Below are 24,312 nucleotides of genomic sequence, written 5' to 3' on the forward strand. Positions count from 1 at the left end.
CGTGATCCGGGTCCGGCTCACCAGCGTCTACGTCGACGACCAGGCGCAGGCCCTGGCTTTCTACACCGAGAAGATGGGCTTCCAGGTGGGCACCGACGTCCCGACGGGTGACGCCCGGTGGCTGACGGTCGTGTCACCGGCCGACCCCGACGGCGTCGAGCTGCTGCTCGAGCCGGCCGGGCACCCGGCGGCCCGGGCGTTCCGCGAGGCGCTGCGGGCCGACGGCATCCCGTTCACGCAGTTCGCCAGCGACGACGTCGCGGCCGAGGTCGCGCGGCTGGAGGCACTGGGGGTCGAGTTCACCCAGGGCGCGGTCGACCACGGCCCGGTGGTCACCGCCGTGCTCGACGACACCTGCGGCAACCTGATCCAGCTGGCCCAGCTGAAGCCCTAGCGGCTGGTGATCCGGGCCAGCACGTCGGTGGCCAGCCCGAGCACCTCGTCGCGGGACATCGTCGGGTCGGCGGTCCAGCCGATCACCAGGTCCTCGGTGAAGGCGAACCACGAGCGCACCAGCTGCCGGTGCCGGGGGTCGTCGGGCAGGCCGACCGCCGACAGGGTGCCGTCCACGAGCCGTTCGCGGGCCCGGGTGTAGACGTCGGCGACGGCGGGGTCGCCGCCCACCGCGCCGCGGACGAAGGCGACGTAGCTGTCCCGGTAGGTCTCCACCCAGCCCACGAAGCGGTCGAGCATGCCGCTCTCGCCGCCCGGGCCCCCGAGCACGTGGGTGCACAGCAGGTCGGCCGCCGCGGTGGTGACCGCGTCGATGTAGTCGGTCTTGGTGGCGAAGTAGTGGAACAGCAGGCTGCGGCTGATGCCGGCCCGCCGGGCCACCTCGTCGATGGTCAGCTCCGGCACCGGGGTGGTGGGCAGCAGCTCCAGACCGATCTCGACCAGCTGGGCGCGACGGTCGGCGGCCGAGCGGCGGGCCGCCGTCACGAGCCGGGCAGCAGGCGACGGATCGCGTCGGTCACCAGGTCGGGCCGCTCCTGCGGCAGCATGTGGCCGCACCCGGGCACGATCTGCAGGTGCGCGGTGGGGATCGCCGCGGCCAGCCGGCCGGAGTGCTTGACCGGGGTCAGCTTGTCGGTGTCGCCGACCATGATCTCCACGGGCACGGTGCCGAGCTCGGCCAGCGCCTGCGCCTTGTCGTGCGCGCCGAGCGCGGGGTAGAACGCGACGAACGCGCGGATGGACGACCCGGCCATGATCTCGGCGCCGCGGGCGACCATGGCGTCGGTGGCGTCGCGCCCGTAGAGGATGCCGCGCACGACGCGGCGGTGCCGGGGGTGCGACGGCGGCACCAGCCGCCGCCACCCCTCGACCCGCCGGGCGTGCGCCACCGCCCAGGCGCCGACGGCCGGCAGCAGCCGTTCCTGCAGCCGCTCGGCCGCGGTGCGCGGCGGGTGGGACAGCTGACCGGCCGACGTGTCGACCAGCGCCGCGCCCACCACCCGCTCGCCGATCAGCTCGGGGTGCGCGGCGGCCAGGGCCATGATCGTCATGCCGCCCATCGAGTGCCCGCCCAGCACCACCGGTCCGGTGGGCGCGAGCTCGGCCAGCACGGTCGCCAGGTCCTCGCCGAGCAGGTCGATCGACACCGGATCGGTGTCGCCCCAGGTCGAGCGGCCGTGGCCGCGCTGGTCGTAGCGGACCAGCCGCAGCCTGCCTGCGGCGACGTCGGGGGCCAGCAGCGCGGCGACGTCGTCCCAGGAGGCCTGCGCCAGGGTCCAGCCGTGGGCGAGCACGACGGTCACCGGCGCGTCGGCCGGGCCGTCGACGCTGGCGTGCAGCAGGGCGCCGTCGGCGGTGCGGACGGCGTGGACCGTGTGCCGCACGGTGCCGGCGTCGGTGCCGATCGCCGCCGCGGTCACGCCGCCACCCCGGCGGTCGTGCGCTCCGCCGTCCCCACGTAGTTCTCCCGGTCCAAGGTCTTCGTCAGTCGGCGGAACAGGAAGGTGAAGTCGGGCCACAGGGTGGTGTTGTGGCCGTGCCGGTCGAGGTACCAGGAGCCGCAGCCGCCCCCGAGCCAGACCGTGCCCTGCGACCGCTCGGCGATCAGCTCGCGGTAGGCGTCCTGGGCGGCGGGGGTGGTCTCCAGCGTCGCCAGGCCCTCGACGGCCATCGCCCGCAGGGCCTCGCCGACGTAGGCCACCTGCGACTCGATCATGTAGACCATCGACGTGTGCCCGACGCCCACGTTGGGGCCGACCAGCAGGAACAGGTTGGGGAAGCCGGCCACGGTGGAGCCGCGGTTGGTGACCATGCCCTCGTCCCAGACCTCGGCGAGGCTGCGGCCGTCGCGCCCGCGGATGCGGTGCGCGATCGGCAGGTCGGTGACGTGGAACCCGGTGGCCAGCACCAGGGTGTCGGTCGGGCGCTCGACGCCGTCGCGGGTGACCACCGAGTGCGGGCGGACCTCGGCGATGCCGGCGGTGACCACCTCGGCGTTGGGCGCGGAGATCGCCGGGTACCAGTCGTTGCTGATCAGGATGCGCTTGCAGCCGATGGTGTAGTCCGGGGTCACGGCGGCGCGCAGCTGGGGGTCGCGCACCTGGCGCTCGAGGTGGGTGCGGGCCAGCTTCTGCACCGGCGCCAGCAGCCTGCGGTTCTTCGCCATGCCGAACACCAGGAACTCGCGGCCGGCGTAGAGGGCCCCGCGCACCGCCTTCTGGACGGCGGGGAACCGGCGGTACAGCGACCGCTCGAACGGCGTGGTGGGCCGGTCGCCACGCGGGATGATCCACGGAGGAGTGCGCTGGTAGACCGCGACGGACCCCACGCGGGGCTGGATCGCCGGCACCACCTGGATGGCGGAGGCGCCGGTGCCGATGACGGCCACCCGGTCGCCGGCGAGGTCGTGCTCGTGGTCCCACCGGGCGGTGTGCATGACGGTCCCGGCGAAGCTCTCGATGCCGGGGATGTCGGGGTAGGAGGGGTCGGCCAGCGCGCCGGCACCGGAGACCAGGACCTTCGCGCGGAAGTCGCCGGCGGTGGTCTCGACGTCCCAGCGCTGTGCGGCGTCGTCCCAGGTGGCCGCGGTGACCTCGGCGCCGAACACGTGCTTGTCGCGGATGCCGTAGCGGTCGGCGATGCCGCGCAGGTAGGCGAAGATCTCGGGCTGCTCGGAGTAGGTGCGCGGCCAGTCGGGGTTGGGCGCGAAGGAGAACGAGTAGAGGTTGGACTGCACGTCGCAGGCCGCGCCGGGGTAGCTGTTGTCGCGCCAGGTGCCCCCGACGTCGTCCCCGCGCTCGAGGACGACGAAGTCCTCGATGCCCTGCTTGCGCAGCTGGATGGCCATGCCGAGGCCGGCGAACCCGGACCCGACGACGGCGACGTGCACCTCGCGGGTGGCGGTCGGGGTGGTCTTCTCGATCGTGCTGGTCACCGGTCGGCTCCCTTGCTGACGGCTTGCTGAGCAACGCTCAACAAGGTACACATCCGTTGAGCAGTGCTCAACAGCAACTCGACGACGAGGAGCCCCACGATGGCCCGCACCACCCCGAACACCCGCTCGCTGGCCGGTCAGGCCGTGCTGATCACCGGCGCCGCCCGCGGCATCGGCGCCGAGCTGGCCCGCAAGGCCGCTGCCCGCGGCGCCCGCGTGGCCCTCGTGGGTCTCGAGCCCGAGCTGCTGGCCGCGGTCGCCACCGAGCTCGGCCCCGAGCACCTCTGGGTGGAGGCCGACGTCACCGACGCCGACGCCATGGCCGCGGCGGTGGCCCGGGCGGTGGACGTGTTCGGCGGGCTGGACGTCGTCGTCGCCAACGCCGGCATCGCCCCGATGAACACCGTGGCCACCGCCTCGGCGCGCGCGCTGGCGCGCACCATCGAGGTCAACCTGACCGGGGCGATGCTCACCGCGCACGCCGCGCTGCCGGAGATCTCGAAGCGGCGCGGGCACGTGCTGCTCATCTCCTCGGCCGCCGCGTTCTCGGTGCTGCCGGGCCTGTCCGCCTACTGCGCGGCCAAGGCCGGGCTCGAGCGCTTCGGCGACGTGCTGCGCCTGGAGGTCGCCCACCGCGGCGTCACCGTCGCCAGCGCCCACCCGGTGTGGATCGACACCGACATGGTCCGCGACACCAAGGCCGCGCTGCCCACCTTCAAGGCCACCCTCGACCGGCTCCCCGGGCCGCTGGGCTCCTACACCTCGGTCTCCGACTGCGCCGACGCCCTGCTGCGCAACCTGGAGACCCGTGGCCGCCGGGTGTTCGTGCCCCGCTCGGTGGGGTTCGTCGCCGCCTGGCGCCAGGCGATCATCGGCGCGGTGGGGGAGAAGCTCGTGCTGGCTCAGGCCAAGACCGCCGTCCCGCAGCTCGAGCAGGAGATCGCCGCGCTGGGCGGCGAGGAGTTCGGCGCCAACTCCGTCGAGCGCGGCCGCACCCGCAAGGCCTGACCGCTCGACTGTGCAGTTGCGGTCGTCGACACCGTGCGGCGCGCCGGCGTGGGCGACCGCAACTGCGCAGTGGTGGCCTCAGGTGCGCGCGTTCACCAGATCCACCGGATGACGGTCACCGCCCCGACGACGAGGAGCGCGACCACCACTGCGACGGCCAGGAAGCAGCCGGTGGCGGTGAGTGCGCCGCCGACCCGCGACCCCGCTGTCGCAGGACCGGGGGACGAGCGGGGACGGGCGGTGGACCAGGTGACCGGACCCCCGGTCGCTTCCTCGGCCGCCGTCCGCAGCTCGACCAGCCGGCCGTGCGCTGCGGGGCCGGCGGCGTCCTCGGGCCCTGCCCACCGCATGGCCCGGACCCGCTGGTGCGCGCCGGGGTAGCTGGCCAGGAACGCGGTGACCTCGTCGGGACGCCGGTCCGTGCACAGGTAGGACCACCTCCCGGCCTGGGCGCGGTCGCCGTCGGCGCGGTGCGCCTCGGCGAGGGCAGCTCGCACGTCGAGCCGGTGCGGGTAGGTGGAGACCAGACCGTGCAGGCGTGAACGGGCCCGGTCGGACCGTCCGGCGGCGAGCTCGGCCCGGGCTCGGGCGAGGGTCTGGTCGGCGGGCACGTCGAGAGGGTGCCCGACTCGCCGCCGGGGGGCACCCGGTTTCCGGTCCCCTACGGTCTGCGGTGTGCGGCGCTTCTTCTACGACACCGAGTTCATCGAGGACGGGACGACGATCGACCTGGTGTCGATCGGCGTGGTCGACGAGACCGGCCGTGAGTTCTACGCCGTCTCCACCGAGTTCGACCCCGCGAAGGCCATCCCGTGGGTGCGCCGCAACGTGCTCGACAAGCTGCCCCCGCCCTCGGACAAGGCCTGGCGCACCCGCGCCCAGATCCGGGACTCCCTGCTGGACTTCCTCACCGGCCCCGGTGAGGAGGTCCAGCTGTGGGCGTGGGTCGCCGCCTACGACCACGTCGCGCTGTGCCAGTTGTGGGGCGCGATGCCCGCGCTGCCGCGCAAGGTGCCGCGGTTCACCCACGAGCTCAAGCAGGCGTGGGAGGACGCCGGCTCGCCCCCGGTGCCGCCCAAGCCGGCCGACGCCCACGACGCGCTCGTGGACGCCCGCCACGGCCTGGCGATCTGGCAGGTGATCAGCGGCGGCTGAGGGCGGCCCAGTCCTCGGGGTGGCGCTGCAGGTGCTCGCGCACCGACGTCGCCGGGTGCCCGGTGAACGCCCGGACGACATCGCTGACCACGGCCATCTCCCCGGCCGCGATCGCGGTGTAGCTGGTCACCCAGCCCTCGACCTCCCAGTCCGGCGCCCCGCTGGGACGGCGGGTGGCCCAGGCCTCCTCGACGGTCTGCGGCTCGTAGCGCACCGGTCGGCCGGTGACCTCGGCCAGCACCGCGGCCGCCTCGGTCATCGTCAGCGCCTCGGGCCCGGTGACGTCCAGCACGCGGCCGTCGGTGCTGGGGTGGTCGCGCAGCAGGACGGCGGCGGCCACCTCGGCGATGTCGTCGCGGGAGACGAAGGACGCCGCACCGTCGCCGGCCGGGGCGGCGATGACCGCGCCGCCGTCGTCGGTGGGGGTGGCGAAGAACGGCACGAAGTCGGCGTACATGGAGTTGCGCAGCACGGTGGTGCGCAGCCCGGTGTCGCCGAGCGCGGCCTCGGTGGCCGCGTGGGTGCGGGTGAGGGTGAAGGTCGCGCCCTCCTCGGAGCCCAGGAACGAGGTGTAGACGATCTTCTCGACCCCGGCCGCCACGGCCGCCCGGACGGCGGAGAGGTGCTGCTCGGTGCGGTCGGCGGCCTCGGCCGCGCTCACCAGGAACAGCGTGTGGGTGCCGGTGAGCGCCGCGGTCAGCCCGGCCCCGTCGGTGTACCCGCCGGGGTTGGCCACCACCTCGGTGCCGGGCAGCTGCGGGGCGCGGGCGGGGTCGCGCACGACCAGCCGGACGACGGCCCCGTGGTCGGCCGCGTGGGCGGCGACGAGCCGGGCGACCCGGCCGCCCAGGGCTCCGGTGGCGCCGGTCACGGTGATCAGGCGGGTCATGGGTTCCTCCGAGCGGGCTGTGGACCGGGTGGTCCCCGGCCCGCCGTACCCTTCCACCGTGAGTCTGACCGAACCCGCCGAGCTGGTCCCGGGCCTGGACACGTGGCGCGGGCTGCCCGCCGCGCAGCAGCCGGAGTGGCCCGACCGGGCCGCGCTGGACGCCGTCCTCGCCACCCTCTCCTCCGTGCCGCCGATCGTGGCGCCCAGCGAGGTCGACGCCCTGCGCGCCCAGCTGGCCGACGTGGCGCAGGGCAAGGCCTTCCTGCTGCAGGGCGGCGACTGCGCCGAGACCTTCGACCTGAACACCGAGCCGCACCTGCAGGCCACCACGCGCACGCTGCTGCAGATGGCGGTCGTGCTCACCTACGGCGCGAGCGTGCCGGTCGTCAAGGTCGGCCGGGTGGCCGGGCAGTACGCCAAGCCGCGCAGCTCGAACATCGACGCCCTCGGTCTGCCCTCCTACCGGGGCGACATGGTCAACTCCTTCGACCCCGACCCGGTGCAGCGCATCCCCGACCCCAACCGGCTGGTGCGCGCCTACGCCAACTCGGCCGCGGCGATGAACATGATCCGGGCCTACGCGCGCGGTGGTCTGGCCGACCTGCACGCGGTGCACAACTGGAACCAGGACTTCGTCGCCTCCTCCCCGGCCGGGGTGCGCTACGAGGTCATCGCGCGCGAGATCGACCGCGCGCTGGGCTTCATGCGCGCCTGCGGCGTCGACGACTCAGCACTGCGCAGCGTCGAGCTGTTCAACAGCCACGAGGCGCTGATCCTGGACTACGAGCGGGCGCTCCTGCGCCTGCACGAGGGCCGCCCCTACGCGCTGAGCGCCCACTTCGTGTGGGTCGGTGAGCGCACCCGTCAGATGGACGGCGCGCACATCGAGTTCGCCTCGAAGCTGGCCAACCCGGTCGGGGTCAAGATCGGCCCGACCACCACCCCCGAGCAGGCCGTCGAGCTGGTCGAGCGGTTGGACCCCGAAGGACTGCCGGGCAAGCTCACGCTCATCAGCCGCATGGGCAACGGCAAGATCCGCGACGTGCTGCCGGCGATCGTCGAGAAGGTCACCGCCAGCGGCCACCAGGTCGTGTGGCAGTGCGACCCGATGCACGGCAACACCCACGAGTCCACCTCGGGCTACAAGACCCGGCACTTCGACCGCGTGGTCGACGAGGTGCTCGGCTTCTTCGACGTCCACCGCGGGCTGGGCACCTGGCCCGGCGGCATCCACGTCGAGCTCACCGGCGAGGACGTCACCGAGTGCCTGGGCGGGGCCATGGAGATCAGCGACGAGGACCTCGGCAGCCGGTACGAGACCGCCTGCGACCCCCGGCTGAACACCGGCCAGTCGCTCGAGCTCGCCTTCCTCGTCGCCGAGATGCTCCGTGGCTGAAGGACCCCACTGCCCCCCACCACTCGCACGCCCGCGGCGGGCCCCTGCAGCGGGGCCGAGAGGCATGACGGAATGACCCACCTTGTTGACCTCCGCTCCGACACCGTCACGAAGCCGACCCCGGCCATGCGTAGGGCCATGGCCGAGGCCGAGGTCGGCGACGACGTCTACGGCGAGGACCCGCTGGTCAACTCGCTCGAGGAGCGCGTGGCCGACCTGTTCGGCCACGAGGCGGCCCTCTTCGTGCCCTCGGGGACGATGGGCAACCAGATCGGCATGCGGTTGGTCTGCCAGCCCGGCCAGGAGGTGCTCGGGGACGCCGAGGCGCACGTGGTCACCTACGAGATGGGGGCCGCGGCCGCGGTCTTCGGCCTCTCGACCCGCACCGTGGTCAGCGAGGGCGGGGTGCTCTCGGCCGACCAGCTCATCGCCCAGGTGCGGCCCTTCGGCAACTGGCACCTGACGCCCACCGCGGCGATCGCGGTGGAGAACACGCACAACCGCGCCGGCGGACTGGTGCAGCCGCTGGAGGAGCTGGAGAAGCTCTGGGCCTGGTCGCGCGACGCCGGGGTGGCGGTGCACCTCGACGGCGCACGCATCTGGAACGCCGCAGTGGCCTCCGGGGTGCCGCTGGCCACCTACGGCCGCCTCGCCGACACCGCGTCGGTGTGCCTGTCCAAGGGCCTGGGTGCACCGGTCGGGTCGGTGCTGGTCGCCTCGGCCGACCGCATCGCCGAGGCCCGCCTGTGGCGCAAGCGCCTCGGCGGCGGCATGCGCCAGGTCGGCGTCCTGGCCGCCGCGGGGCTGCACGCGCTCGACCACCACGTCGACCGGCTGGCCGACGACCACGCCCGTGCGAAGCAGCTGGCCGAGCGGCTGGGCGTCGACCCGGCCGCCGTGCACACCAACATGGTGGTGCTCGACGGCGTCGCCGCCCCGATGCTGGCCGCGGCCGCGAAGGCCCAGGGCGTGCTGGTCAGCGAGGTCTCGGCCACGAAGGTGCGGCTGCTGACCCACCTCGACGTCGACGACGCCGCGATCGACCGCGCCGCCGAGGTCGTCTCCGCCCTGGTGTGACGTCGACGAGGCGACCGCCGTCCACCAGGACGGCGGCCGCCAGGTCGACACCGGATGACCCGGCGTGGCCCGGTCGCGGGGGCCGGAGGCCTCCCGACCGGTCCACGAGCAACGGCTCAGCGCCCGCCGGGGACGGGCGCTGGCCGCGGTGCGAACCGGAGGATCGCGATGAGCTCAGCTCAGTGGTCGCTGAACAGGAGGTCGCCGCCGGCGGTGCTGCTGTTCACCGCGCCCTGGGTGGCGTTCGAGGTGATCTGCGCGGCCACGACGGCCGGGCTGGCCCCGGGGTTGCCCTGCAGGTACAGGGCGGCGACGCCGGCGACGTGCGGCGTGGCCATCGAGGTGCCGCTGATGGTGTTCGTGGCGGTCGAGGAGCCGATCCAGGCGCTGGTGATGGACACCCCCGGGGCGAACAGGTCGACGCAGGAGCCGTAGTTGCTGAACGAGCCCGGCTGGTCGTTGCGGTCCGAGGCCCCGACGGTGATGCCGGCGGCCACGCGCGCCGGGGACTCCCCGCAGGCGTCGAGGGGCACGCCGCGGTCGTCGCCGTTGCCGGCCGCGATGGCGTAGGTGACACCGTCGGCGACGGAGCGCTGCACGGCCTGGTCGAGGGCGGTGGAGGTGCCGCCCCCCAGGCTCATGTTGGCGACGGCGGCCTCGCCGGCCTGGTGGTCGGCGGTGACCCAGTCGACGCCGGCGATGACCCCCGACGTGGTGCCGCGGCCGTCGCACCCCAGCACGCGCACGGCGACCAGGCTGGTCTGCTTGGCCACGCCGTAGGTGCTGCCACCCACGGTGCCTGCGACGTGGGTGCCGTGGCCCTGGCAGTCGTCGGCCGACCCGCCGTCGACGGCGTCGTACCCGCTGACGGCTCGCCCGCCGAAGTCGCGGTGCCCGAGGTTGATGCCGGTGTCGATGATGTAGCTGGTCACCCCGGCGCCGGTGGCCCCGTAGCTGTAGCTGCCCGACAGCGGCAGGGAACGCTGGTCGGTGCGGTCCAGGCCCCAGGTGGGGCCGCTCTGGGTGGTCGTGGCCTGGATCTCCTGGTCGGGCTCGACGGCCAGGACGCCGGGCAGGTCGGCGAGCTGGTCGGCCAGGGCGGTGGGCAGGGTGACCGCGAAGCCGTTGAGGGCGTGCTCGTACACGTGGGTGATGTCGCCGCCGAGGCCCGCGGTGAGGCCCACGGCCTGGGTGGTGATGCTGTCGGGGTCGAGCGTGACGATGTAGCTGCCGAGGGCCGAGGACCCGACGCCCTCGTCGGCCGCTGCGGTGCCGGCGGTGGCTGCGAAGCCGGCGGTGGCCAGTGCGGCGATCGCGGCGACGGCGACCGGACGGGCCGGAGAGTGGATCTGCACGGGCGTCACTCCTGGGTGAGGCGGGTGCCCGGCGGCTCGCACAGCCGGGGCTCAGGTGTGCACACCTGAACACGGCTACTGACCTCGGCGAAAGACTGCGGAGGTCTGGGATCGATCCCGCAACACGCAGTTCACGCAGGTCAGAGGCGTGTCGGAACGGCTCGGTCGGGCCCGGGTGGGCCGGGCCGGGTGCGAGCGGGCCGGACGGTCAGGCGTGGACGGCGGCGGTCGCGCGCAGCTCGCGCAGCAGCGCGATGTCGCGGGCGTGCCCGTCCCACGGCCCCGTGTCCGATGCCATCGGCGTCTCGACGACCACGGGCACCCCGGCGGTCAGCGGGTGGGACAGCAGCTCGGCGAAGGGCGCCGTCCCGATCCGGCCGGCCCCGATCGTGGCGTGCCGGTCGCGCAGCGACCCTCGTTCGTCGAGGGAGTCGTTGGCGTGCACGAGCCCGAGTCGGCCCGGTCCGACGGCGGTCTCGAGCTCCTCCAGGACGGCGGCGGCCCCGCCGGGGGAGGCCAGGTCGTGACCGGCGGCCCAGGCATGGCAGGTGTCCAGGCAGACGCCCAGGGCGGGGTGGTGCTCGAGCGCGGCGAAGTACGGCGCGAGGTCCCCGACGGTGGCCGCCAGTGCTCGGCCGCCGCCGGCGGTGGGCTCGACGAGCAACCGGGGCCCGCCGTCGGGCTGGGCCTCCAGCACCGGCAGCAGCCGCTCGTGCAGCTGGCGCAGGGCCGCGTCGTACCGGTCCTCGCCGACGGAGGACCCGGCGTGGACGACGACCCCGGCGCAGCCCAGCTCCACGCCCCGGGCGAGGTCGGCGGCGACGACGGCCACCGAGGCCGCGACCGTGGCCTCGGTGGGCGAGCCGACGTTCACCAGGAACGGCGTGTGGATGAACGTGGGCACGCCCCGCTCGGCGAACTCGGCGGTGAACACGGCGTCCTGCCGGGGGTCCCCGGCGCTGCGCCTCCAGCCGCGCGGGTTGCCGACGAAGACCTGCACGGCGTGGGCGTCGACGGCCTCGGCGTAGGCCAGCCCGCCCGTGGCCAGGCCGCCCTTCACCGAGATGTGCGCCCCGATGGGCGCCGGGGGCGTCACAGGAAGCTGAGCAGCAGCGAGACGGTGGTGCCCTGGTCGACGACCTCGCCGGCACCAGGGCTCTGCCGGACCACCTTGTCGCCGGTGATGAAGGTGCTGGAGGTGACCTGCAGCCCGGCGGCGGCGAGCACCGCGGTGGCGTCGGTCAGGCTCTTGCCGCTGACGTCGGGCACGGTGACCTGCACCTTGCCCTGCGACACGGTGATCGTGACCGTCTGCCCGTAGGGCTGGGTGCCGGTGGGGGAGACACCCATGACCCGGCCGGCGGCGACGTCGTTGCTGCGGTCCTCGGCCCGGGCCACGACGAAGCCGAGGTCGACCAGCTGAGCCTCGGCGGCTTCGGGGTCGCTGCCCACGAGGCCGTCGGGGACCACGGCCGTGGCCGGGCCGGTGGCCACCGTCAGGGTGACCGTGGCGCCGCGGCGCAGCTCGGTGCCGGGGGCGGGGTCGACCGACATGACCGACCCGACCTCGACGTCGTCGCTGCGGCTGTCGGCCTGCACCACCTGCAGGTCACCGCCCAGCGCCTCGACCGCCGCCGCGGCGTCGGCGTAGGGCTGCCCGACCAGCGCGCCGTCGACGGTGAACCGTTCGGGGCCCTTGGACACCACGAGCGCGACGTCGCTGCCGATGATGATCCGCGCCCCGTCGGTCGGGTCGGCGGCGATGACGGTGCCGGCGGGGACGTCCTCGCTGAACTCCTCGGTGACCACCGGGTCGAGGTCGGCCTCCTGCAGGAACCCGATGGCCTGCTGCTGGCCCTGCCCCGAGACCGCGGGCACCTCGGTCCAGCGGCCCGAGCCCAGCCACCACCCGATCGCACCGATCGTGACCGCCAGCAGCAGCACGATCGTGACCGCGAAGCGCACCCGACGGCGACGGATGTGCTCGGGTACCCCGACCTTCGGCAGCGGCCGGGGCGAGGTGGCGTGCGGGGGCGGGCGGCGACCCCCGACCGCGCCGGTGGGGGGCAGCGGGACCATCGCGGTGCGACCGCCCCCGCCGCGGTGCGGGGGGATGACCTCGGTGCGCGGGTCGTCGGCGGCGCGGGCGGCGCTGGCCCGGGTCACCGGACGGAGGGTGCCGGTGGCCGTGCTGGCCCGGCCCGTGGGCACGGGGGTGCGGCCCAGGCCCAGGTCGCGGCGCAGCTGCTCGATCTCGGCCAGGAACGCCCCGGCGTCGACCGGGCGGGCACCGGGGTCGCGGCGGGTGGTGCGGCCCACGAGCTCGTCGACCTGCCAGGGCACCGAGGGCGTCTCCTCCGACGGCGGGGGGACGTCGTGGTGCACGTGCTGGTAGGCAACCGCGAGCGGGGTGTCGCCGGCGTAGGGCGGGTGCCCGGTGAGCAGCTCGTACAGGACGACGCCGGCGGCGTAGACGTCGGAGCGGGCGTCGGACCGGCCGCGCTCGAGCTGCTCGGGGGACAGGTAGGCCACCGTGCCGATGAGCACCCCGCCGGTGTGGCTGGTGTGCCCGGTGCCGGCCACGGCGCGGGCGAGGCCGAAGTCGGCCACCTTGACCGCGCCGGAGGTCGAGATGAGCACGTTCTCGGGCTTGATGTCGCGGTGCACGATGCCGGCGCGGTGCGCCGCGCTGAGCCCGGCGAGCACCGGCTCCATGACCGCGAACGCCTCGCCGACGGTCAGCCGGCCCCGGGCCTGCAGCAGGTCGCGCAGCGTGCGGCCGCGCACGAGCTCCATGACCAGGTAGACCAGGCCCTGGTCGCGGCCCTGGTCGCTGACGCCGACGACGTTGGGGTGGCTGAGCATCGCCGCGGCGCGGGCCTCGCGGATGAAGCGGTCGACGAAGGCCGGGTCGTGCGCCAGGTGCTCGACCATGACCTTGACCGCGACCTCGCGGTGCAGCCGCAGGTCGGTGGCGGCGTACACGGTGGACATGCCGCCGCGGGCCACGCGCTGCTCGAGGCGGTACCGCCCCTCCAGGACCAGCCCCAGCACGGGGTCGGTCACGGCGGTCTCCACGTCCCCGAGCATACGAGCGCAGGCCAGCACCCCGGCCCAACGACGCGGGGACCCGCACCACCCGTCCCGCTCAGCGCGGCAGCCACCCCGACCGCACCAGCAGGTCCGGTCCGGCGTCCGCGGGCGAGGCCACGCCGCACAGCAGCATGGCGTGCGCGAGCTCCGCGGACAGCCCGTCGAGCACCGCGCGGACCCCGGCGGCGCCCCCGGTGGCCAGCCCCCACACGGTCGGCCGGCCCACGAAGACCGCCCGCGCGCCGAGGGCGAGGGCCACCAGGGCGTCGGTGCCGCTGCGCACGCCGCCGTCGACGTAGACCTCGACGTCGGCACCGTCCGGGCCGGGCTCGCCCAGCACGGCGTCGACCACCTCGGGCAGGGCGTGCGCACTGGGGACGACGAGGTCGACCTGCCGCCCGCCGTGGGTGGACACCCACACCGCCGAGGCCCCGGCCCGCACGCAGGCCAGGGCGTCGTCACCGCGCAGCACGCCCTTGACCACCACCGGCAGCCCGCTGAGGTCGGCGAACCGGCCGATGTCCGCCGCCGTCCAGGGCGGCCCGGGCTCGGCGGGTGCACCGCCCGGGGCGGGCTGGTTGGCCATGCGCAGCCCCGCGGGCAGGGCGAAGTCGTTGCGCAGGTCGCGGCGACGGCGACCCAGCACCGGGAGGTCGACGGTGAGCACCAGGGCCCGGTAGCCCGCCGCGCCGGCGCGGCGGGCGAGGTCGTCGGTGTGGACGGGGGAGTGCTGCCGGTACAGCTGGAACCACGCCGGAGCGCCGGCCGAGGCGCTGGCGACCTCCTCCACGGTGTGCGTGGCGCTCGTCGACACGGTCAGCAGCGCGCCCGCCCCGGCCGCGGCGCGGGCGGTGGCCAGCTCGCCGTCGGGGTGGGCCATGCCCTGGTAGGCCCACGGGGCGACGCCGACCGGGGTGGCCGCCGGGGTGCCCAGCAGCGTCGTGGTGAGGTCGGCGTGGTCCACGCCGCGCAGCACACGGGGGCGCAGCCGCCAGGACCGCCAGGCCTGCGGTGCCTCCCCGAGGGTGACCTCGGCGTCGGCGCCGCCGGCGTAGTAGTCGAACACCTCCGCCGGCAGGGCCGACCGCGCCCGCGTCTCCAGGTCGTCGAGGTCGAGGTGCGCGGGCCCGCCGTCGGTGCTCCGGGGCTGCTCGCCGGGCTCGCGGCGACGCTGGGTCAGTCCGGTCATGCACCGGACCTAAACTCATCGGGTGGAGTTCTACACCCCCCAAGAGGTCGCGAAGCTGATCGGCGTCTCGCCCAACCGCGTGCGGCAGCTGGTCAACGACGGCAAGCTCCTCGCCCTCCCGGGCAGCGGACGCAGCAAGATCCCGGTCGAGGTCATCCAGGACGGCGAGGTCCTGCGGCACCTGCCCGGCCTGCTGACCCTGCTCGGCGACAGCGGGTTCTCCGAGCAGGAGGCCTTCGACTGGCTGTTCCGCGAGGACGACAGCCTGCCGGGCACCCCGATCCAAGCACTGCGCGACGACCGGCACACCGAGGTCACCCGCCGGGCGCAGGCCCTGGCCTTCTGACCCCGGCCGCGCGCCTCAGCGGGTCAGGGCCACCCGGACGCGGGCGATCTGCGCCCCGGTGAGCCGCCGGGCGAACACCGCCAGGCGGCGTGGCTTGCCCACCGACACCCGGCCGTCGAGCACCCGGTGGTCGGCCTTCTCGATCTCGCGCAGGATCCCGCCGTACAGGTCGGTGGCCGCGCGCACGCAGTCGCGCGACTCCGGGGCCAGCATCGGTGTCCCGGGGGCGGCGTCGTCGTAGCGGCGCCGGACGACGGCGACCATCTCGCGCATCAGCGCGGTGAACCCGGGGGTGTGCTGCCGGGCGGCCAGCTGCTCGCGGGTCACCCCGTGCGCGGCCATCATGTCCGCGGGCAGGTAGACCCGGCCGCGGTCGACGTCCTCGGCGACGTCGCGCAGGAAGTTCGTGAGCTGGAAGGCCTCGCCCAGCGCGATCGCGTGCGGGGCGGCCTCCTCGCGGGTCACGCCCCTCGCCGTCCCCAGGACCGGCAGGACCTGCAGCCCGATCACCGACGCCGAGCCCCACATGTACCGGTCGAGGGCGTCGAGGTCGGCGTACCCGGTGACGTCGAGGTCGCTGGTCATGGCGGCGAGGAAGTCGACCAGGTGCTCGCGGGGGATGTCGTAGCGGCGCACCGTGTCGGCCAGCGCCAGGCGCACCGGGTCGTCGGAGTGCCCGGTCTCCACGGCGGTCAACGCGTCCTGCGACCAGGCCAGCAGCTCGGCCTCCGGATCGCGACCGGGCTCGTCGGCGCCGACGTCGACGATGTCGTCGGCCACCCGCGCCGCGGCGTACAGCGCGTGGATGGCCTGCCGGCGGTCGGGGGTGAGCAAGCGGGTGGCCAGGAAGTAGGACTTGCCGTGCTCGGCGGCGATCGCCCGGCACCGCGCGTAGGCGGCGGTCAGCTCCGTGGTCGTGCGGCCGCTCATCCGGTGATCCGTTGCGCCGCGAGCCGGCCGCTGACCAGCACCATCGGGACGCCGACGCCCGGCTGCACGCTCGACCCGGCCAGCACCACGTTCTCCGGACCGCCGCGGGGGTAGGTCGAGGGCCGGAACGGGCCGGTCTGCGCGAAGGTGTGCGCCAGCGCGAACGGCGTGCCGGCGGCCATGCCCTGGGCGGCCCAGTCGGTGGGGGTCAGCATCTCCTCGACCTCGATCGACCCGGTGAGGTCGGTCCACCCGCGCGCCTCCATGGTCTGCAGCACCTCGTCGCGGTAGCGCGGACCCAGCGCCGGCCAGTCGATGCCGGGCGCCAGGTCGAGGTTCGGCGTCGGGGCCACGATGCTGATCACCTGCCCGCCCTCGGGGGCCAGGCTGCGGTCGGTCTTGCTGGGCATGGAGATGAGCAGGCTGGGGTCGCTCATGGGCCGGCCGGTGCGGGTCAGCTCGTCGAAGACCCCGCGCCACGAGTCGCCGAAGCTGATCGTGTGGTGCGCCCGGTCGGCGAACTCCTGCCGCACGCCGACGTGGATGGCCACGCAGCTGGGGGAGTAGGTGGGCTTCACCCGCCGCGATCGGGAGGGCACCAGCGACTCGGGCCGGTCGACGGTGACGACGACGGCGTCGGCGGGCAGCAGCTCGCCGTCCTCGAGCCGGACGCCGACCGCGCGGCCGCCGCGCAGGTCCAGCGAGGCCACGCCCGTGCCGTAGCGGAAGGTGACCCCGGCATCGGCGGCTGCGGCGGCCAGGGCGGCGGGCACGGCGTGGATGCCGCCGACCGGGTGCCAGACGCCCTTGCCGATGTCGAGCTCGGCGATGATCGCGTAGGCGGCGATGGCCCGGAACGGCGAGACCCCGGCGTAGAGGGCCTGGAAGCTGAACAGCCGGCGCAGCCGGTCGTCGGTCAGCCGGCGGTCGACGTGCGGGGCCAGCCGGCCGAAGCCGCCGCGGCGGGCCAGCTCGAGCACCGGGCGCCCCACCAGGTCCAGCGGGGAGTCGAGGTTGCGGTCGATGAAGACGTCCCACTGCAGCCGGTCGAGCTCGCGGATGTGCTGCAGGTAGGCCAGCACCTCCTCGCCGGCGCCCGGGCCGCAGACCCGCTCGGCCTCGGCGGCGAAGGCCGCCGGGTCGGCGTGCACGTCGAGGGTCGACCCGTCGGCGTACTGGGCGCGGTAGGTGGTCTCCAGCGGCAGCAGCTCGAGGCGGTCCTCCAGCGACTCGCCGACGCAGGCCAGCGCGTCGCGGATCAGCCCCGGGGCGGTGAGCACCGAGGGGCCGGTGTCCAGGGCGTAGCCGTCGCGCTCGACCCGGCCGGCGCGGCCGCCGGGGCCGGGGCCGCGCTCGACGACGGTGACCTCGCGGCCGGCGCCGCGCAGCCGCAGGGCCGCCGAGAGACCGGCGAGACCGGCCCCGACGACGACGACGCGGTCGGTGCGCCCGGGGACGGTCCTCACGTCGTGCGGGTGGTCGCCGCGACGGCCAGCGCGTCGAGGGCCGAGCGGGCGTCGTCGAGCACCGGGGCCTCGGCGATGGCCTCGCGGGCGGCCGCGGTCTGGGTGGTGATGCGGTCCTCGACCTGCTGCAGGGCGCCGCAGCTGCGCATCAGGTCGCGGACGGCGTCGAGGTCGTCGGCGGTGGACCGCGGGTCGCCGAGCACGCGGCGCAGCAGTGCCCGCCCCTCGGCGTCCGCGGAGGTCTCCGTCAGGGCGACGAGCAGGGTCTGCTTGCCCTCGCGGAGGTCCTCGTCGGCCGACTTGCCGGTGACGTCCGGGTCACCGAAGACGCCGAGCACGTCGTCGCGCAGCTGGAACGCCTCGCCCAGCGGAAGCGCGATGGCGGTGTAGGCCTCGACGACGTCGGGGCCGGCGTCGGCGATGGCCGCCCCGAGGTGCAGCGGCCGCTGCACGGTGTAGCCGGCGCTCTTGTAGCGGGCCACCTTGAGCGCGCCCTCCGGGCCGGGGAGGCCGCCGGCGGCCCGCAGCAGGTCCAGGTACTGCCCGGCCGTGACCTCGGTGCGCATGGTGTCCCACACCGGGCGGGCGCGGACGAGCGCCTCGGCGCTGATGCCCGAGCGGCGCAGCAGCTCGTCGGACCAGACCAGGGCGAGGTCGCCGACCAGGATGGCCGCCCCGGTGCCGAAGAGCGCGGGGTCGCCGTCGAGGCCGTGGTCGGCGTGCCGGCCGGCGAAGCCGATGTGGGTCGACCGGCGGCCGCGCCGGGTGGTGGCCTCGTCCATGACGTCGTCGTGCACCAGCGCGCTGCCGTGCACGAACTCCAGCGCGGCGACCGCGCGCAGCACGGCGGCGTCGTCCTCGGGGTGGGCGGTGGACACCGCACGCCAGCCCCAGTAGGCGAACGCGGGGCGCAGGCGCTTGCCGCCCTCGGCGACCGCGCGCACCTCCTCGAGCACGGGCACCAGCTCGTCGTCCATGCCGGCGAGCACGGCGCGCTTCTCGGCGAGGAAGGCCTCGAGGGTGTCGCTGACCGTGGTGCGCAGGCGGTCGAGATCGGCCGCGCGGAGGGATACCGCCTGGTCAGCGCTGTTTGCGCTGGTTGATGGAGTCGCTCTGGTCCCTGCGGTCACCCTGCGAGTATGCCCGGACCCGATCTCGCGCACCCGTCGTGATCACGACCACCACCGCCGCCTCACCCCGATCGGCCCTCGCGCGCCGTAGTCTTGCTGCCCGTGACCGGCACCGTGCGCGACCTGCTCGACCAGGCCCGACCCACCTGGTCCTTCGAGTTCTTCCCGCCCAAGAACGAGGCCGGGCAGGAGCAGCTGTGGACGGCGCTGCGCGAGCTCGAGCGGTTGGCACCGTCGTTCGTCTCGGTCACCTACGGCGCCGGCGGCTCGACCCGCGAGGGCACCCTCGCGGTCACCGAGCGCATCGCCACCGACACCACGATGCTGCCGCTGGCCCACCTCACGGCCGTCGACCACTCGGTCACCGAGCTGCGCAACGTCATCAGCCGGCTGGCCGCGGCGGGGGTGCGCAACATCATGGCGCTGCGCGGCGACCCGCCGGGGGCGGACCCGCAGGCCGACTGGACGGCGCACCCGCAGGGCCTGCGCTACGCCGCGGAGCTGGTCGAGCTGGTGAAGTCGATCGGTGACTTCGGGGTCGGGGTCGCGGCCTTCCCCGAGTCGCACCCCCGGTCATCGGACGCCGAGACCGACGCGGACATGTTCGTGGCCAAGTGCCGAGCCGGTGCCGACTTCGCGATCACCCAGATGTTCTTCCGGGTCGAGGACTACCTGGGCCTGCGCGACCGGGTCGCCGCGCGCGGGTGCGACGTCCCGGTGCTGGCCGGGGTCATGCCGGTGACCAGCACCAAGCAGATCGCCCGCATCGTGCAGCTGTCGGGCCAGGCGTTCCCGGCCGAGCTGGCCGAGCGGTTCGCCGCCGTCGACGGCGAGACGCCGGAGGCCAAGCGGGCCCAGCGCGAGCTCGGCGTCGACGTGGCCACCGAGATGTGCGCGACGCTGCTGGCCGAGGGCGTGCCCGGCATCCACTTCATCACCATGAACCGCTCGACCGCGACCCGTGAGGTCTACTCCCGGCTGGTGCCGGCGAGCGCGTCCGCCGCCTCCTGAGCCGCGCGGCGCAGCGCCACCCGCTCGGCCCGGTAGCCGCCGACCACCCCGACCACGGGCAGGTTGGACAGCGCACGGGCGCCCAGGTTGCCCTTGGGGCGGGCGTCGAGCGCGTCGTCGATGCGCGACAGCAGCCGGGCGACCCGCCACAGCGTGCGGGCGGCACCCGCGGCCCCGCGACGCCGCTCGCGCTCGCCCAGGACGTCGTCGGCGTAGACGCCCTTCTGCCGGGTGAGCAGCGGAGCCACCTGATCGGGGGTCAGCTGCCGGTCCAGCAGCACGGCCGAGAGCAGGGCGACCCGCCGCTCGGGCTCGTCGACGTCGTGCTCGGCGGCGACCCCGAGCACGACCAGCGACTGCATGGCTGCGCCGACCCCGTTCTGCAGCGGCAGCAGGTCGGCGAGCTTGCCGGCGAACCGCGGGGCGGCCGACCCGACCGCGACCACCCGGCTGACCGTCTCGGCCCACCAGGACGCCCGGTCGGCCGCCGGCACGGTGTCGGGACGGTCGAGGCGGGCGACGACCGGGGCCCAGAGCCGGTCGACCCGGCGGAGGACGTCGACCACGACGGCGTCGGAGACGGGGGCTGCCACGACGGCGACGCTAGTGGCCATCCTGTGCGCCCGCTCTGCGACGATCGGCCGATGAGCGAGGACATCACGGCCCTGGTCGCGCAGGTCGAGGAGCAGGAGCGCCGGCTGGTGCTCACCCGCTTCACCCACGACGACGCCTGGCGGCTGGGCACGCTCCTGGTCGAGCTCGCCCGCGCCCGGGCGCTGCCCGTGACCGTGGACATCACCCGCGGCCAGCAGCAGCTGTTCCACGCAGCGCTGCCGGGCACCGCGGCGCACAACGACGTCTGGATCGCCCGCAAGGTGGCCACCGTGCGCGAGCTGGGCACGTCGTCCTTCCTGGCCGGCCTGCAGGCCCGGGCCCGCGGCGAGGTGTTCGAGGAGGCGCCCTGGATCGACGCGTCGCGGCTGGCCGGGCACGGCGGGGCCTTCCCGATCACCGTCGCGGGGGTCGGCGTCGTGGGCACGCTGACCGTGTCGGGGCTGCCGCAGGCCGACGACCACGCCCTGGCCGTCGAGGCGCTGGAGCTGTTCCTGGCCGGCTGACCTGTGGGGACCGTGTGAAGGTGCTTGAACGTCGCAGCACCCGCGGATCCCGACGTACGGTGGGTCATGGTCCGACGGGGGTGGCGCTGGGCCGTGGTGGCCCTGGGCCTGGCCGTCCTGGTCGCGCTGCCGGCGCTGGTCGCGGCCCTGCCCGCCGACGACCGCGACCTGTCGGCCGCCGAGCTACGGGCGCAGGTGGTGGCCAGCGAGGACGTCGCGTTCTCCGGGTACGCCATCTCCACCGGCGGCCTCGTGCTGCCGGTGTCCGACGCGCTCACCGGCGTCGCCGACCTGCTGTCGGACCAGACCGCGCTGCGCGCCTGGTACCGCGACGCCGACGACTGGCGGGTCGACGTCGTCACCGCCACCGGGGAGACCGGCACCCACCGCGACGCCTCGGGCACCTGGACGTGGGACTACGCCGACCAGCGGGCCAGCCGCGGCGACGACCCCCCGCTGGCACTGCCGAGCGCGCCCGACCTGCTGCCCAGCGCGCTCGGTCGACGGCTGCTCAGCGAGGCCACCGACGCCGAGCTCACCCGGATCGCCCCCGCCCGGGTGGCCGGGGTGGACGCCGTGGGGCTGCGGTACACCCCGGCCGACGCCGCGGCGTCGGTCTCGGCCGTCGACGTCTGGGTCGACCCGGGCACCGGCCTGCCGCTGCGGGTGGTGGTGCGCAGCGCCGACACCGACGTGCCGGCGCTGGACACCCGATTCCTCGACCTCGACCTGTCGGCGCCGGCTGCCTCGACCACCGACTTCTCCCCGCCGGCGGACAGCGACATCACCCGTGACCAGGACCTCCGGGACCTCGACCTCGGTCGGCAGGAGCGGGCCGACCTGCCGAGCGCCCTCGCCGGGCTGGCGCGGCGCACGTTCGACGGGGTGCCCGACCAGGTGGGCGCCTACGGCTCGGGCATCACCGTGCTGGCCGTCAGCGCCCTGCCCGGGCGGGCGGCCGGGTCGTTGCGGGACCAGCTCAGCCGCACACCCGGCGCCGTCGTCGACGACCTGGGCGTGCGCATCGCGGCCGGCCCCCTGTCGCTGATGGTCGCCGGCACCAGCACCCGGGACGGCGGCAGCGGCACCTACCTGCTGGCCGGCACGGTCACCCTCGACGCGCTGGCCGCCGCCGCGCGCCAGATCCAGGAGGCAGGCCGTTGACCGGCTCGGACACCGTCATCGCGACCCACGGGTTGCGCAAGGCCTACGGCAGCCTGCGCGCCGTCGACGGCATCGACCTCGACGTGCGGGCCGGCGACGTCTACGGCTTCCTCGGCGCGAACGGGTCGGGCAAGACCACCACCGTGCGCATGCTGCTGGGGCTGGTGCTGCCCACCGCCGGCACCGTCGAGGTGCTGGGCCGGCCGATCCCGAAGGCCGCGCGCGAGGTGCTGCCGCAGGTCGGTGCGCTCATCGAGCACCCCGCCGCCTACGGCCACCTGTCGGCGGCGGCCAACCTGTCGCTGTTCGACGCGGCCGGCCCGGGTGGGGTGCGGCGCACCCGCCGCTCGCGCATCGCCGAGGTGCTCGAGCAGGTCGGGCTCGGCGGGGTGGGCAAGCGCCCGGTGCGCGGGTTCTCCCTGGGCATGCGCCAGCGGCTGGGCCTGGCCGGTGCGCTGCTGCGCCGTCCGGCCCTGCTCGTGCTCGACGAGCCCACCAACGGGCTGGACCCCCAGGGCATCCACGAGATCCGCACCCTGCTGCTGGACCTCAACCGCACCGGGACGACGGTCTTCCTCTCCTCCCACCTGCTGGCCGAGATCGAGCAGCTGGCCACCCGGGTCGGTGTGCTCGACCGGGGCCGCATGGTGCTGCAGGACGACCTCGCCACCCTCACCGCGCCCACCGGCGCCACCGTGGTGGACACCCCGCAGGCCGAGCGCGCCCGCGCGGTGCTCGGCGACCGGGTGCTGTCGGCCGACGGCGACCGGCTCGTGGTGCGGGGTGCCGAGCCGGCGGAGGTCAACGCCGTGCTGGTCGGGGCGGGGGTACCGGTGTCGGGGCTGACCCTGCAACGCCCCACGCTGGAGGAGGTCGTGCTGGCTGCGGCCACGGGATCCGGGGACCGGGTGGCCGCATGATCGCCGTCGAGCTGCGCAAGCTGTTCCGCCGCCCGCGCACCTGGATCACCATCGCGCTGCTGAACAGCCTGCCCGTGCTGGTGGCGGTGCTGCTGAAGCTCACCGACCTGGCGCCGCGGCCGGGGGAGGGGCCGGCGTTCCTGTCCGCCGTCCTCACCAACGGCACGCTGTTCCCGCTGGCGGCACTGGCCATCGTGCTGCCGCTGTTCCTGCCCATCGCCGTCGCGGTGGTGGCCGGCGACGCGGTCGCCGGCGAGGCGCAGGGCGGCACGCTGCGCTACCTGCTGGCCCGCCCGGCCGGGCGCACCCGGCTGCTGGTGGCCAAGCTGGTCGCGGTCATCGCCTTCGTGCTGGTCACCGTGGTGATCGTCGCGGCGGTCGGCTACCTGGTGGGCACGACGCTGTTCGAGGTGCAGTCGGTCGGCGCGACCACGGCGTTGTCGGGCAGCACGCTGACCCCCGAGCAGGTGGCCTGGCGCACGGTGCTGTCGATCGGCTACGTGACCATCTCGATGCTCGGCGTGGCGGCGTTCGCGCTGTTCTTCTCCACGCTGACCGACTCGCCGCAGCTGGCCACCCTCGGTGCGCTGGCGGTGCTCATCGGTTCGTCGCTGCTGTTCACCCTCGACGCGGCCTCGGACATCGCGCCCTACCTGCCCACCCGCTACTGGCTCAGCTTCGTCGACTTCTTCCGCGACCCGATCCTGTGGCGCGACGTGGTGCGCGGGCTGGGCCTGCAGGCGGTGTACGTGGTCGTGCTGCTGGGCGCCGCCTGGGCGAACTTCACCACCAAGGACATCGCCTCCTGAGGAACGGCTAGCTTCCCGGCATGCGGATCAGCCCGACCGAGCTCGACGCCGTCGTCGCGGGGACGCTGGACCTGGCGTTCCGGCGGTGGGACCGGCCACGGGTGCTGGTGGGCACCCGCATGCGCACCCGGGTCGGGCTGGTGGAGGTCACCTCGGTCGACGAGGTCGACCCCGCGACGCTGACCGAGGACGACGCCCGCCGCGCCGGTGCCCGCGACCTGGCCGCCCTGCTGCGCGGGCTGGCGGCCGACCCGGACCGGCCGGTCTTCCGCGTCGGCATCCGGTTCGCCGGCGAGGACCCGCGGGCCGTGCTGCGTCGCACCCCGCCCACCGCCGACGAGGTGGCTGCGCTGCAGGCGCGCCTGGACCGGCTGGACCGTGCGTCGTCGTCCGGGGCCTGGACCGCGGCCACCCTGGCGGTCATCGACGCCCACTCGGAACGCCGTGCCCCGGAGCTGGCCGACGAGCTCGGTCGCCCGACGCCGGAGTTCAAGCGCGACGTGCGCAAGCTCAAGGAGCTGGGCCTCACCGAGTCCCTCGACATCGGCTACCGGCTGTCGCTGCGGGGCGCCGCGGTGGTCGACGCGGCGCTGCGGGCGGCGGGGCAGCCGGTGCCCGAGCGGGCTCCTGCTCCGGAGGGCACCCCGCTGCCCAGCCTGGGCGCGCCGGCCACCCGGGCGCTGCGGGCCGCTGGGCTCACCACGCTGGAGGCCGTCGCCGACCTCCCCGAGGCCGACCTGCTCGCCCTGCACGGGGTCGGCCCGATCGCCGTCGCCCGCATCCGCGCCGCAGTGGGACGCTGACCAGCGGGCCCGAGTGCGCAGTCGCGGTCGCCGGCACGCCGCGGCGCGCCGGCCCCGGGAACCGC

General features: G+C 75.0%; 25 protein-coding genes. 12 read left to right on the forward strand and 13 right to left on the reverse strand.

What is annotated here, in order from left to right; all coding sequences use genetic code 11:
- Window position 1 precedes the first annotated feature (1 nt).
- Window positions 2–394 carry a VOC family protein gene (locus BLP29_RS10995; RefSeq protein WP_092804052.1) on the forward strand — a complete coding sequence of 131 codons (393 nt, stop codon included), beginning with the start codon at window positions 2–4 and terminating at the stop codon, window positions 392–394.
- On the opposite strand, the gene BLP29_RS11000 is transcribed toward BLP29_RS10995, so the two are convergent.
- Genes BLP29_RS11000 through BLP29_RS11010 form a run of 3 tightly spaced genes read right to left on the reverse strand, consistent with a single transcriptional unit; the run spans window position 391 to window position 3,388 of the window.
- Complete coding sequence (locus tag BLP29_RS11000) at window positions 391–939, reverse strand: TetR/AcrR family transcriptional regulator (protein ID WP_165839358.1); 549 nt, start codon at window positions 937–939, stop codon at window positions 391–393. The genes BLP29_RS10995 and BLP29_RS11000 overlap by 4 nt on opposite strands.
- Window positions 936–1,874, reverse strand: coding sequence for an alpha/beta fold hydrolase (locus tag BLP29_RS11005; RefSeq protein ID WP_165839359.1), 939 nt, complete (start codon window positions 1,872–1,874; stop codon window positions 936–938). The genes BLP29_RS11000 and BLP29_RS11005 overlap by 4 nt, the downstream gene beginning before the upstream one ends.
- Window positions 1,871–3,388, reverse strand: a complete 1,518-nt coding sequence (locus tag BLP29_RS11010; protein ID WP_243469868.1) for a flavin-containing monooxygenase — start codon at window positions 3,386–3,388, stop codon at window positions 1,871–1,873. The genes BLP29_RS11005 and BLP29_RS11010 overlap by 4 nt, the downstream gene beginning before the upstream one ends.
- A 99-nt stretch (window positions 3,389–3,487) precedes the next feature.
- Here BLP29_RS11010 and BLP29_RS11015 point away from each other — a divergent pair, with 99 nt between their 5' ends.
- Window positions 3,488–4,396, forward strand: coding sequence for a short-chain dehydrogenase/reductase (locus tag BLP29_RS11015; protein WP_092804058.1), 909 nt, complete (start codon window positions 3,488–3,490; stop codon window positions 4,394–4,396).
- Between the two features lie 92 nt (window positions 4,397–4,488).
- Here BLP29_RS11015 and BLP29_RS11020 read toward each other — a convergent pair whose 3' ends face one another.
- Complete coding sequence (locus BLP29_RS11020; RefSeq protein ID WP_092804061.1) at window positions 4,489–5,007, reverse strand: DUF6584 family protein; 519 nt, start codon at window positions 5,005–5,007, stop codon at window positions 4,489–4,491.
- 64 nt (window positions 5,008–5,071) lie between these two features.
- Here BLP29_RS11020 and BLP29_RS11025 point away from each other — a divergent pair, with 64 nt between their 5' ends.
- Entirely contained in the window at window positions 5,072–5,551 is a 480-nt protein-coding gene (locus BLP29_RS11025; protein WP_092804064.1) for a polyadenylate-specific 3'-exoribonuclease AS, read from the forward strand.
- Here BLP29_RS11025 and BLP29_RS11030 read toward each other — a convergent pair.
- Window positions 5,538–6,440, reverse strand: coding sequence for an NmrA family NAD(P)-binding protein (locus tag BLP29_RS11030; RefSeq protein WP_092804067.1), 903 nt, complete (start codon window positions 6,438–6,440; stop codon window positions 5,538–5,540). The genes BLP29_RS11025 and BLP29_RS11030 overlap by 14 nt on opposite strands.
- 58 nt (window positions 6,441–6,498) lie before the next feature.
- Here BLP29_RS11030 and BLP29_RS11035 point away from each other — a divergent pair, with 58 nt between their 5' ends.
- A complete protein-coding gene (locus BLP29_RS11035) occupies window positions 6,499–7,836 on the forward strand; it encodes a class II 3-deoxy-7-phosphoheptulonate synthase (RefSeq protein ID WP_092804838.1) in 1,338 nt (445 codons plus the stop codon).
- Window positions 7,837–7,908: 72 nt separating this feature from the next.
- Window positions 7,909–8,913, forward strand: a complete 1,005-nt coding sequence (locus BLP29_RS11040) for a threonine aldolase family protein (protein WP_092804070.1) — start codon at window positions 7,909–7,911, stop codon at window positions 8,911–8,913.
- A gap of 179 nt (window positions 8,914–9,092) precedes the next feature.
- Here BLP29_RS11040 and BLP29_RS11045 read toward each other — a convergent pair whose 3' ends face one another.
- The 4 genes from BLP29_RS11045 to BLP29_RS11060 all read right to left on the reverse strand — a co-directional run bounded on the left by BLP29_RS11045 (window position 9,093) and on the right by BLP29_RS11060 (window position 14,550).
- Window positions 9,093–10,268, reverse strand: a complete 1,176-nt coding sequence (locus BLP29_RS11045) for a S8 family peptidase (protein ID WP_207798433.1) — start codon at window positions 10,266–10,268, stop codon at window positions 9,093–9,095.
- Between the two features lie 208 nt (window positions 10,269–10,476).
- A complete protein-coding gene (locus BLP29_RS11050; RefSeq protein WP_092804073.1) occupies window positions 10,477–11,364 on the reverse strand; it encodes a deoxyribonuclease IV in 888 nt (295 codons plus the stop codon).
- Window positions 11,361–13,346, reverse strand: a complete 1,986-nt coding sequence (gene pknB, locus BLP29_RS11055; protein ID WP_092804842.1) for a Stk1 family PASTA domain-containing Ser/Thr kinase — start codon at window positions 13,344–13,346, stop codon at window positions 11,361–11,363. The genes BLP29_RS11050 and pknB overlap by 4 nt, the downstream gene beginning before the upstream one ends.
- A gap of 70 nt (window positions 13,347–13,416) precedes the next feature.
- Window positions 13,417–14,550 carry an alpha-hydroxy acid oxidase gene (locus BLP29_RS11060; RefSeq protein WP_092804076.1) on the reverse strand — a complete coding sequence of 378 codons (1,134 nt, stop codon included), beginning with the start codon at window positions 14,548–14,550 and terminating at the stop codon, window positions 13,417–13,419.
- A gap of 22 nt (window positions 14,551–14,572) precedes the next feature.
- On the opposite strand from BLP29_RS11060, the gene BLP29_RS11065 reads away from it, so the two are divergent.
- Window positions 14,573–14,896, forward strand: coding sequence for an Rv2175c family DNA-binding protein (locus BLP29_RS11065; RefSeq protein ID WP_092804079.1), 324 nt, complete (start codon window positions 14,573–14,575; stop codon window positions 14,894–14,896).
- Window positions 14,897–14,911: 15 nt separating this feature from the next.
- Here BLP29_RS11065 and BLP29_RS11070 read toward each other — a convergent pair whose 3' ends face one another.
- Genes BLP29_RS11070 through BLP29_RS11080 form a run of 3 tightly spaced genes read right to left on the reverse strand, consistent with a single transcriptional unit; the run spans window position 14,912 to window position 18,422 of the window.
- Window positions 14,912–15,826, reverse strand: a complete 915-nt coding sequence (locus BLP29_RS11070; RefSeq protein ID WP_092804082.1) for a phytoene/squalene synthase family protein — start codon at window positions 15,824–15,826, stop codon at window positions 14,912–14,914.
- Window positions 15,823–17,292 (reverse strand): phytoene desaturase family protein, encoded by a 1,470-nt coding sequence (gene crtI, locus BLP29_RS11075; RefSeq protein ID WP_092804085.1) that lies wholly within the window; start codon window positions 17,290–17,292, stop codon window positions 15,823–15,825. Before crtI ends, BLP29_RS11070 begins: the two co-directional genes overlap by 4 nt.
- Window positions 17,289–18,422, reverse strand: a complete 1,134-nt coding sequence (locus tag BLP29_RS11080; RefSeq protein ID WP_243469870.1) for a polyprenyl synthetase family protein — start codon at window positions 18,420–18,422, stop codon at window positions 17,289–17,291. Before BLP29_RS11080 ends, crtI begins: the two co-directional genes overlap by 4 nt.
- A gap of 102 nt (window positions 18,423–18,524) precedes the next feature.
- On the opposite strand from BLP29_RS11080, the gene metF reads away from it, so the two are divergent.
- A complete protein-coding gene (metF, locus tag BLP29_RS11085) occupies window positions 18,525–19,433 on the forward strand; it encodes a methylenetetrahydrofolate reductase [NAD(P)H] (RefSeq protein ID WP_092804088.1) in 909 nt (302 codons plus the stop codon).
- Here metF and BLP29_RS11090 read toward each other — a convergent pair.
- Window positions 19,391–20,026, reverse strand: a complete 636-nt coding sequence (locus BLP29_RS11090) for a hypothetical protein (RefSeq protein ID WP_092804091.1) — start codon at window positions 20,024–20,026, stop codon at window positions 19,391–19,393. The genes metF and BLP29_RS11090 overlap by 43 nt on opposite strands.
- Window positions 20,027–20,077: 51 nt before the next feature.
- Here BLP29_RS11090 and BLP29_RS11095 point away from each other — a divergent pair, with 51 nt between their 5' ends.
- The 5 genes from BLP29_RS11095 to BLP29_RS21555 all read left to right on the forward strand — a co-directional run bounded on the left by BLP29_RS11095 (window position 20,078) and on the right by BLP29_RS21555 (window position 24,247).
- Window positions 20,078–20,551 carry a heme-degrading domain-containing protein gene (locus BLP29_RS11095; protein WP_092804094.1) on the forward strand — a complete coding sequence of 158 codons (474 nt, stop codon included), beginning with the start codon at window positions 20,078–20,080 and terminating at the stop codon, window positions 20,549–20,551.
- 66 nt (window positions 20,552–20,617) lie between these two features.
- Window positions 20,618–21,715: a transcriptional regulator gene (locus BLP29_RS11100; RefSeq protein WP_133379127.1), complete on the forward strand. Its 1,098-nt coding sequence runs from the start codon at window positions 20,618–20,620 to the stop codon at window positions 21,713–21,715.
- A complete protein-coding gene (locus BLP29_RS11105) occupies window positions 21,712–22,635 on the forward strand; it encodes an ABC transporter ATP-binding protein (protein WP_092804097.1) in 924 nt (307 codons plus the stop codon). Before BLP29_RS11100 ends, BLP29_RS11105 begins: the two co-directional genes overlap by 4 nt.
- Entirely contained in the window at window positions 22,632–23,444 is an 813-nt protein-coding gene (locus tag BLP29_RS11110; RefSeq protein WP_092804100.1) for an ABC transporter permease, read from the forward strand. The genes BLP29_RS11105 and BLP29_RS11110 overlap by 4 nt, the downstream gene beginning before the upstream one ends.
- Before the next feature lie 20 nt (window positions 23,445–23,464).
- On the forward strand, window positions 23,465–24,247 hold the full coding sequence (locus BLP29_RS21555; RefSeq protein WP_092804103.1) for a helix-hairpin-helix domain-containing protein: 783 nt from the start codon (window positions 23,465–23,467) through the stop codon (window positions 24,245–24,247).
- Window positions 24,248–24,312: the final 65 nt, after the last annotated feature.

Source organism: Klenkia marina, from assembly GCF_900101025.1.
In the GTDB taxonomy this organism is placed as follows: domain Bacteria; phylum Actinomycetota; class Actinomycetes; order Mycobacteriales; family Geodermatophilaceae; genus Klenkia; species Klenkia marina.

Coding starts and splice junctions, on each gene's coding strand:
- BLP29_RS11015 (WP_092804058.1), top strand. CDS start 3,488: ATGGCCCGCACCACCCCGAACACCCGCTCGCTGGCCGGTCAGGCCGTG.
- BLP29_RS11030 (WP_092804067.1), bottom strand. CDS start 6,440: ATGACCCGCCTGATCACCGTGACCGGCGCCACCGGAGCCCTGGGCGGC.
- BLP29_RS11040 (WP_092804070.1), top strand. CDS start 7,909: ATGACCCACCTTGTTGACCTCCGCTCCGACACCGTCACGAAGCCGACC.
- BLP29_RS11060 (WP_092804076.1), bottom strand. CDS start 14,550: ATGACCGGACTGACCCAGCGTCGCCGCGAGCCCGGCGAGCAGCCCCGG.
- BLP29_RS11070 (WP_092804082.1), bottom strand. CDS start 15,826: ATGAGCGGCCGCACGACCACGGAGCTGACCGCCGCCTACGCGCGGTGC.
- BLP29_RS11095 (WP_092804094.1), top strand. CDS start 20,078: ATGAGCGAGGACATCACGGCCCTGGTCGCGCAGGTCGAGGAGCAGGAG.
- BLP29_RS11100 (WP_133379127.1), top strand. CDS start 20,618: ATGGTCCGACGGGGGTGGCGCTGGGCCGTGGTGGCCCTGGGCCTGGCC.
- BLP29_RS11110 (WP_092804100.1), top strand. CDS start 22,632: ATGATCGCCGTCGAGCTGCGCAAGCTGTTCCGCCGCCCGCGCACCTGG.
- BLP29_RS21555 (WP_092804103.1), top strand. CDS start 23,465: ATGCGGATCAGCCCGACCGAGCTCGACGCCGTCGTCGCGGGGACGCTG.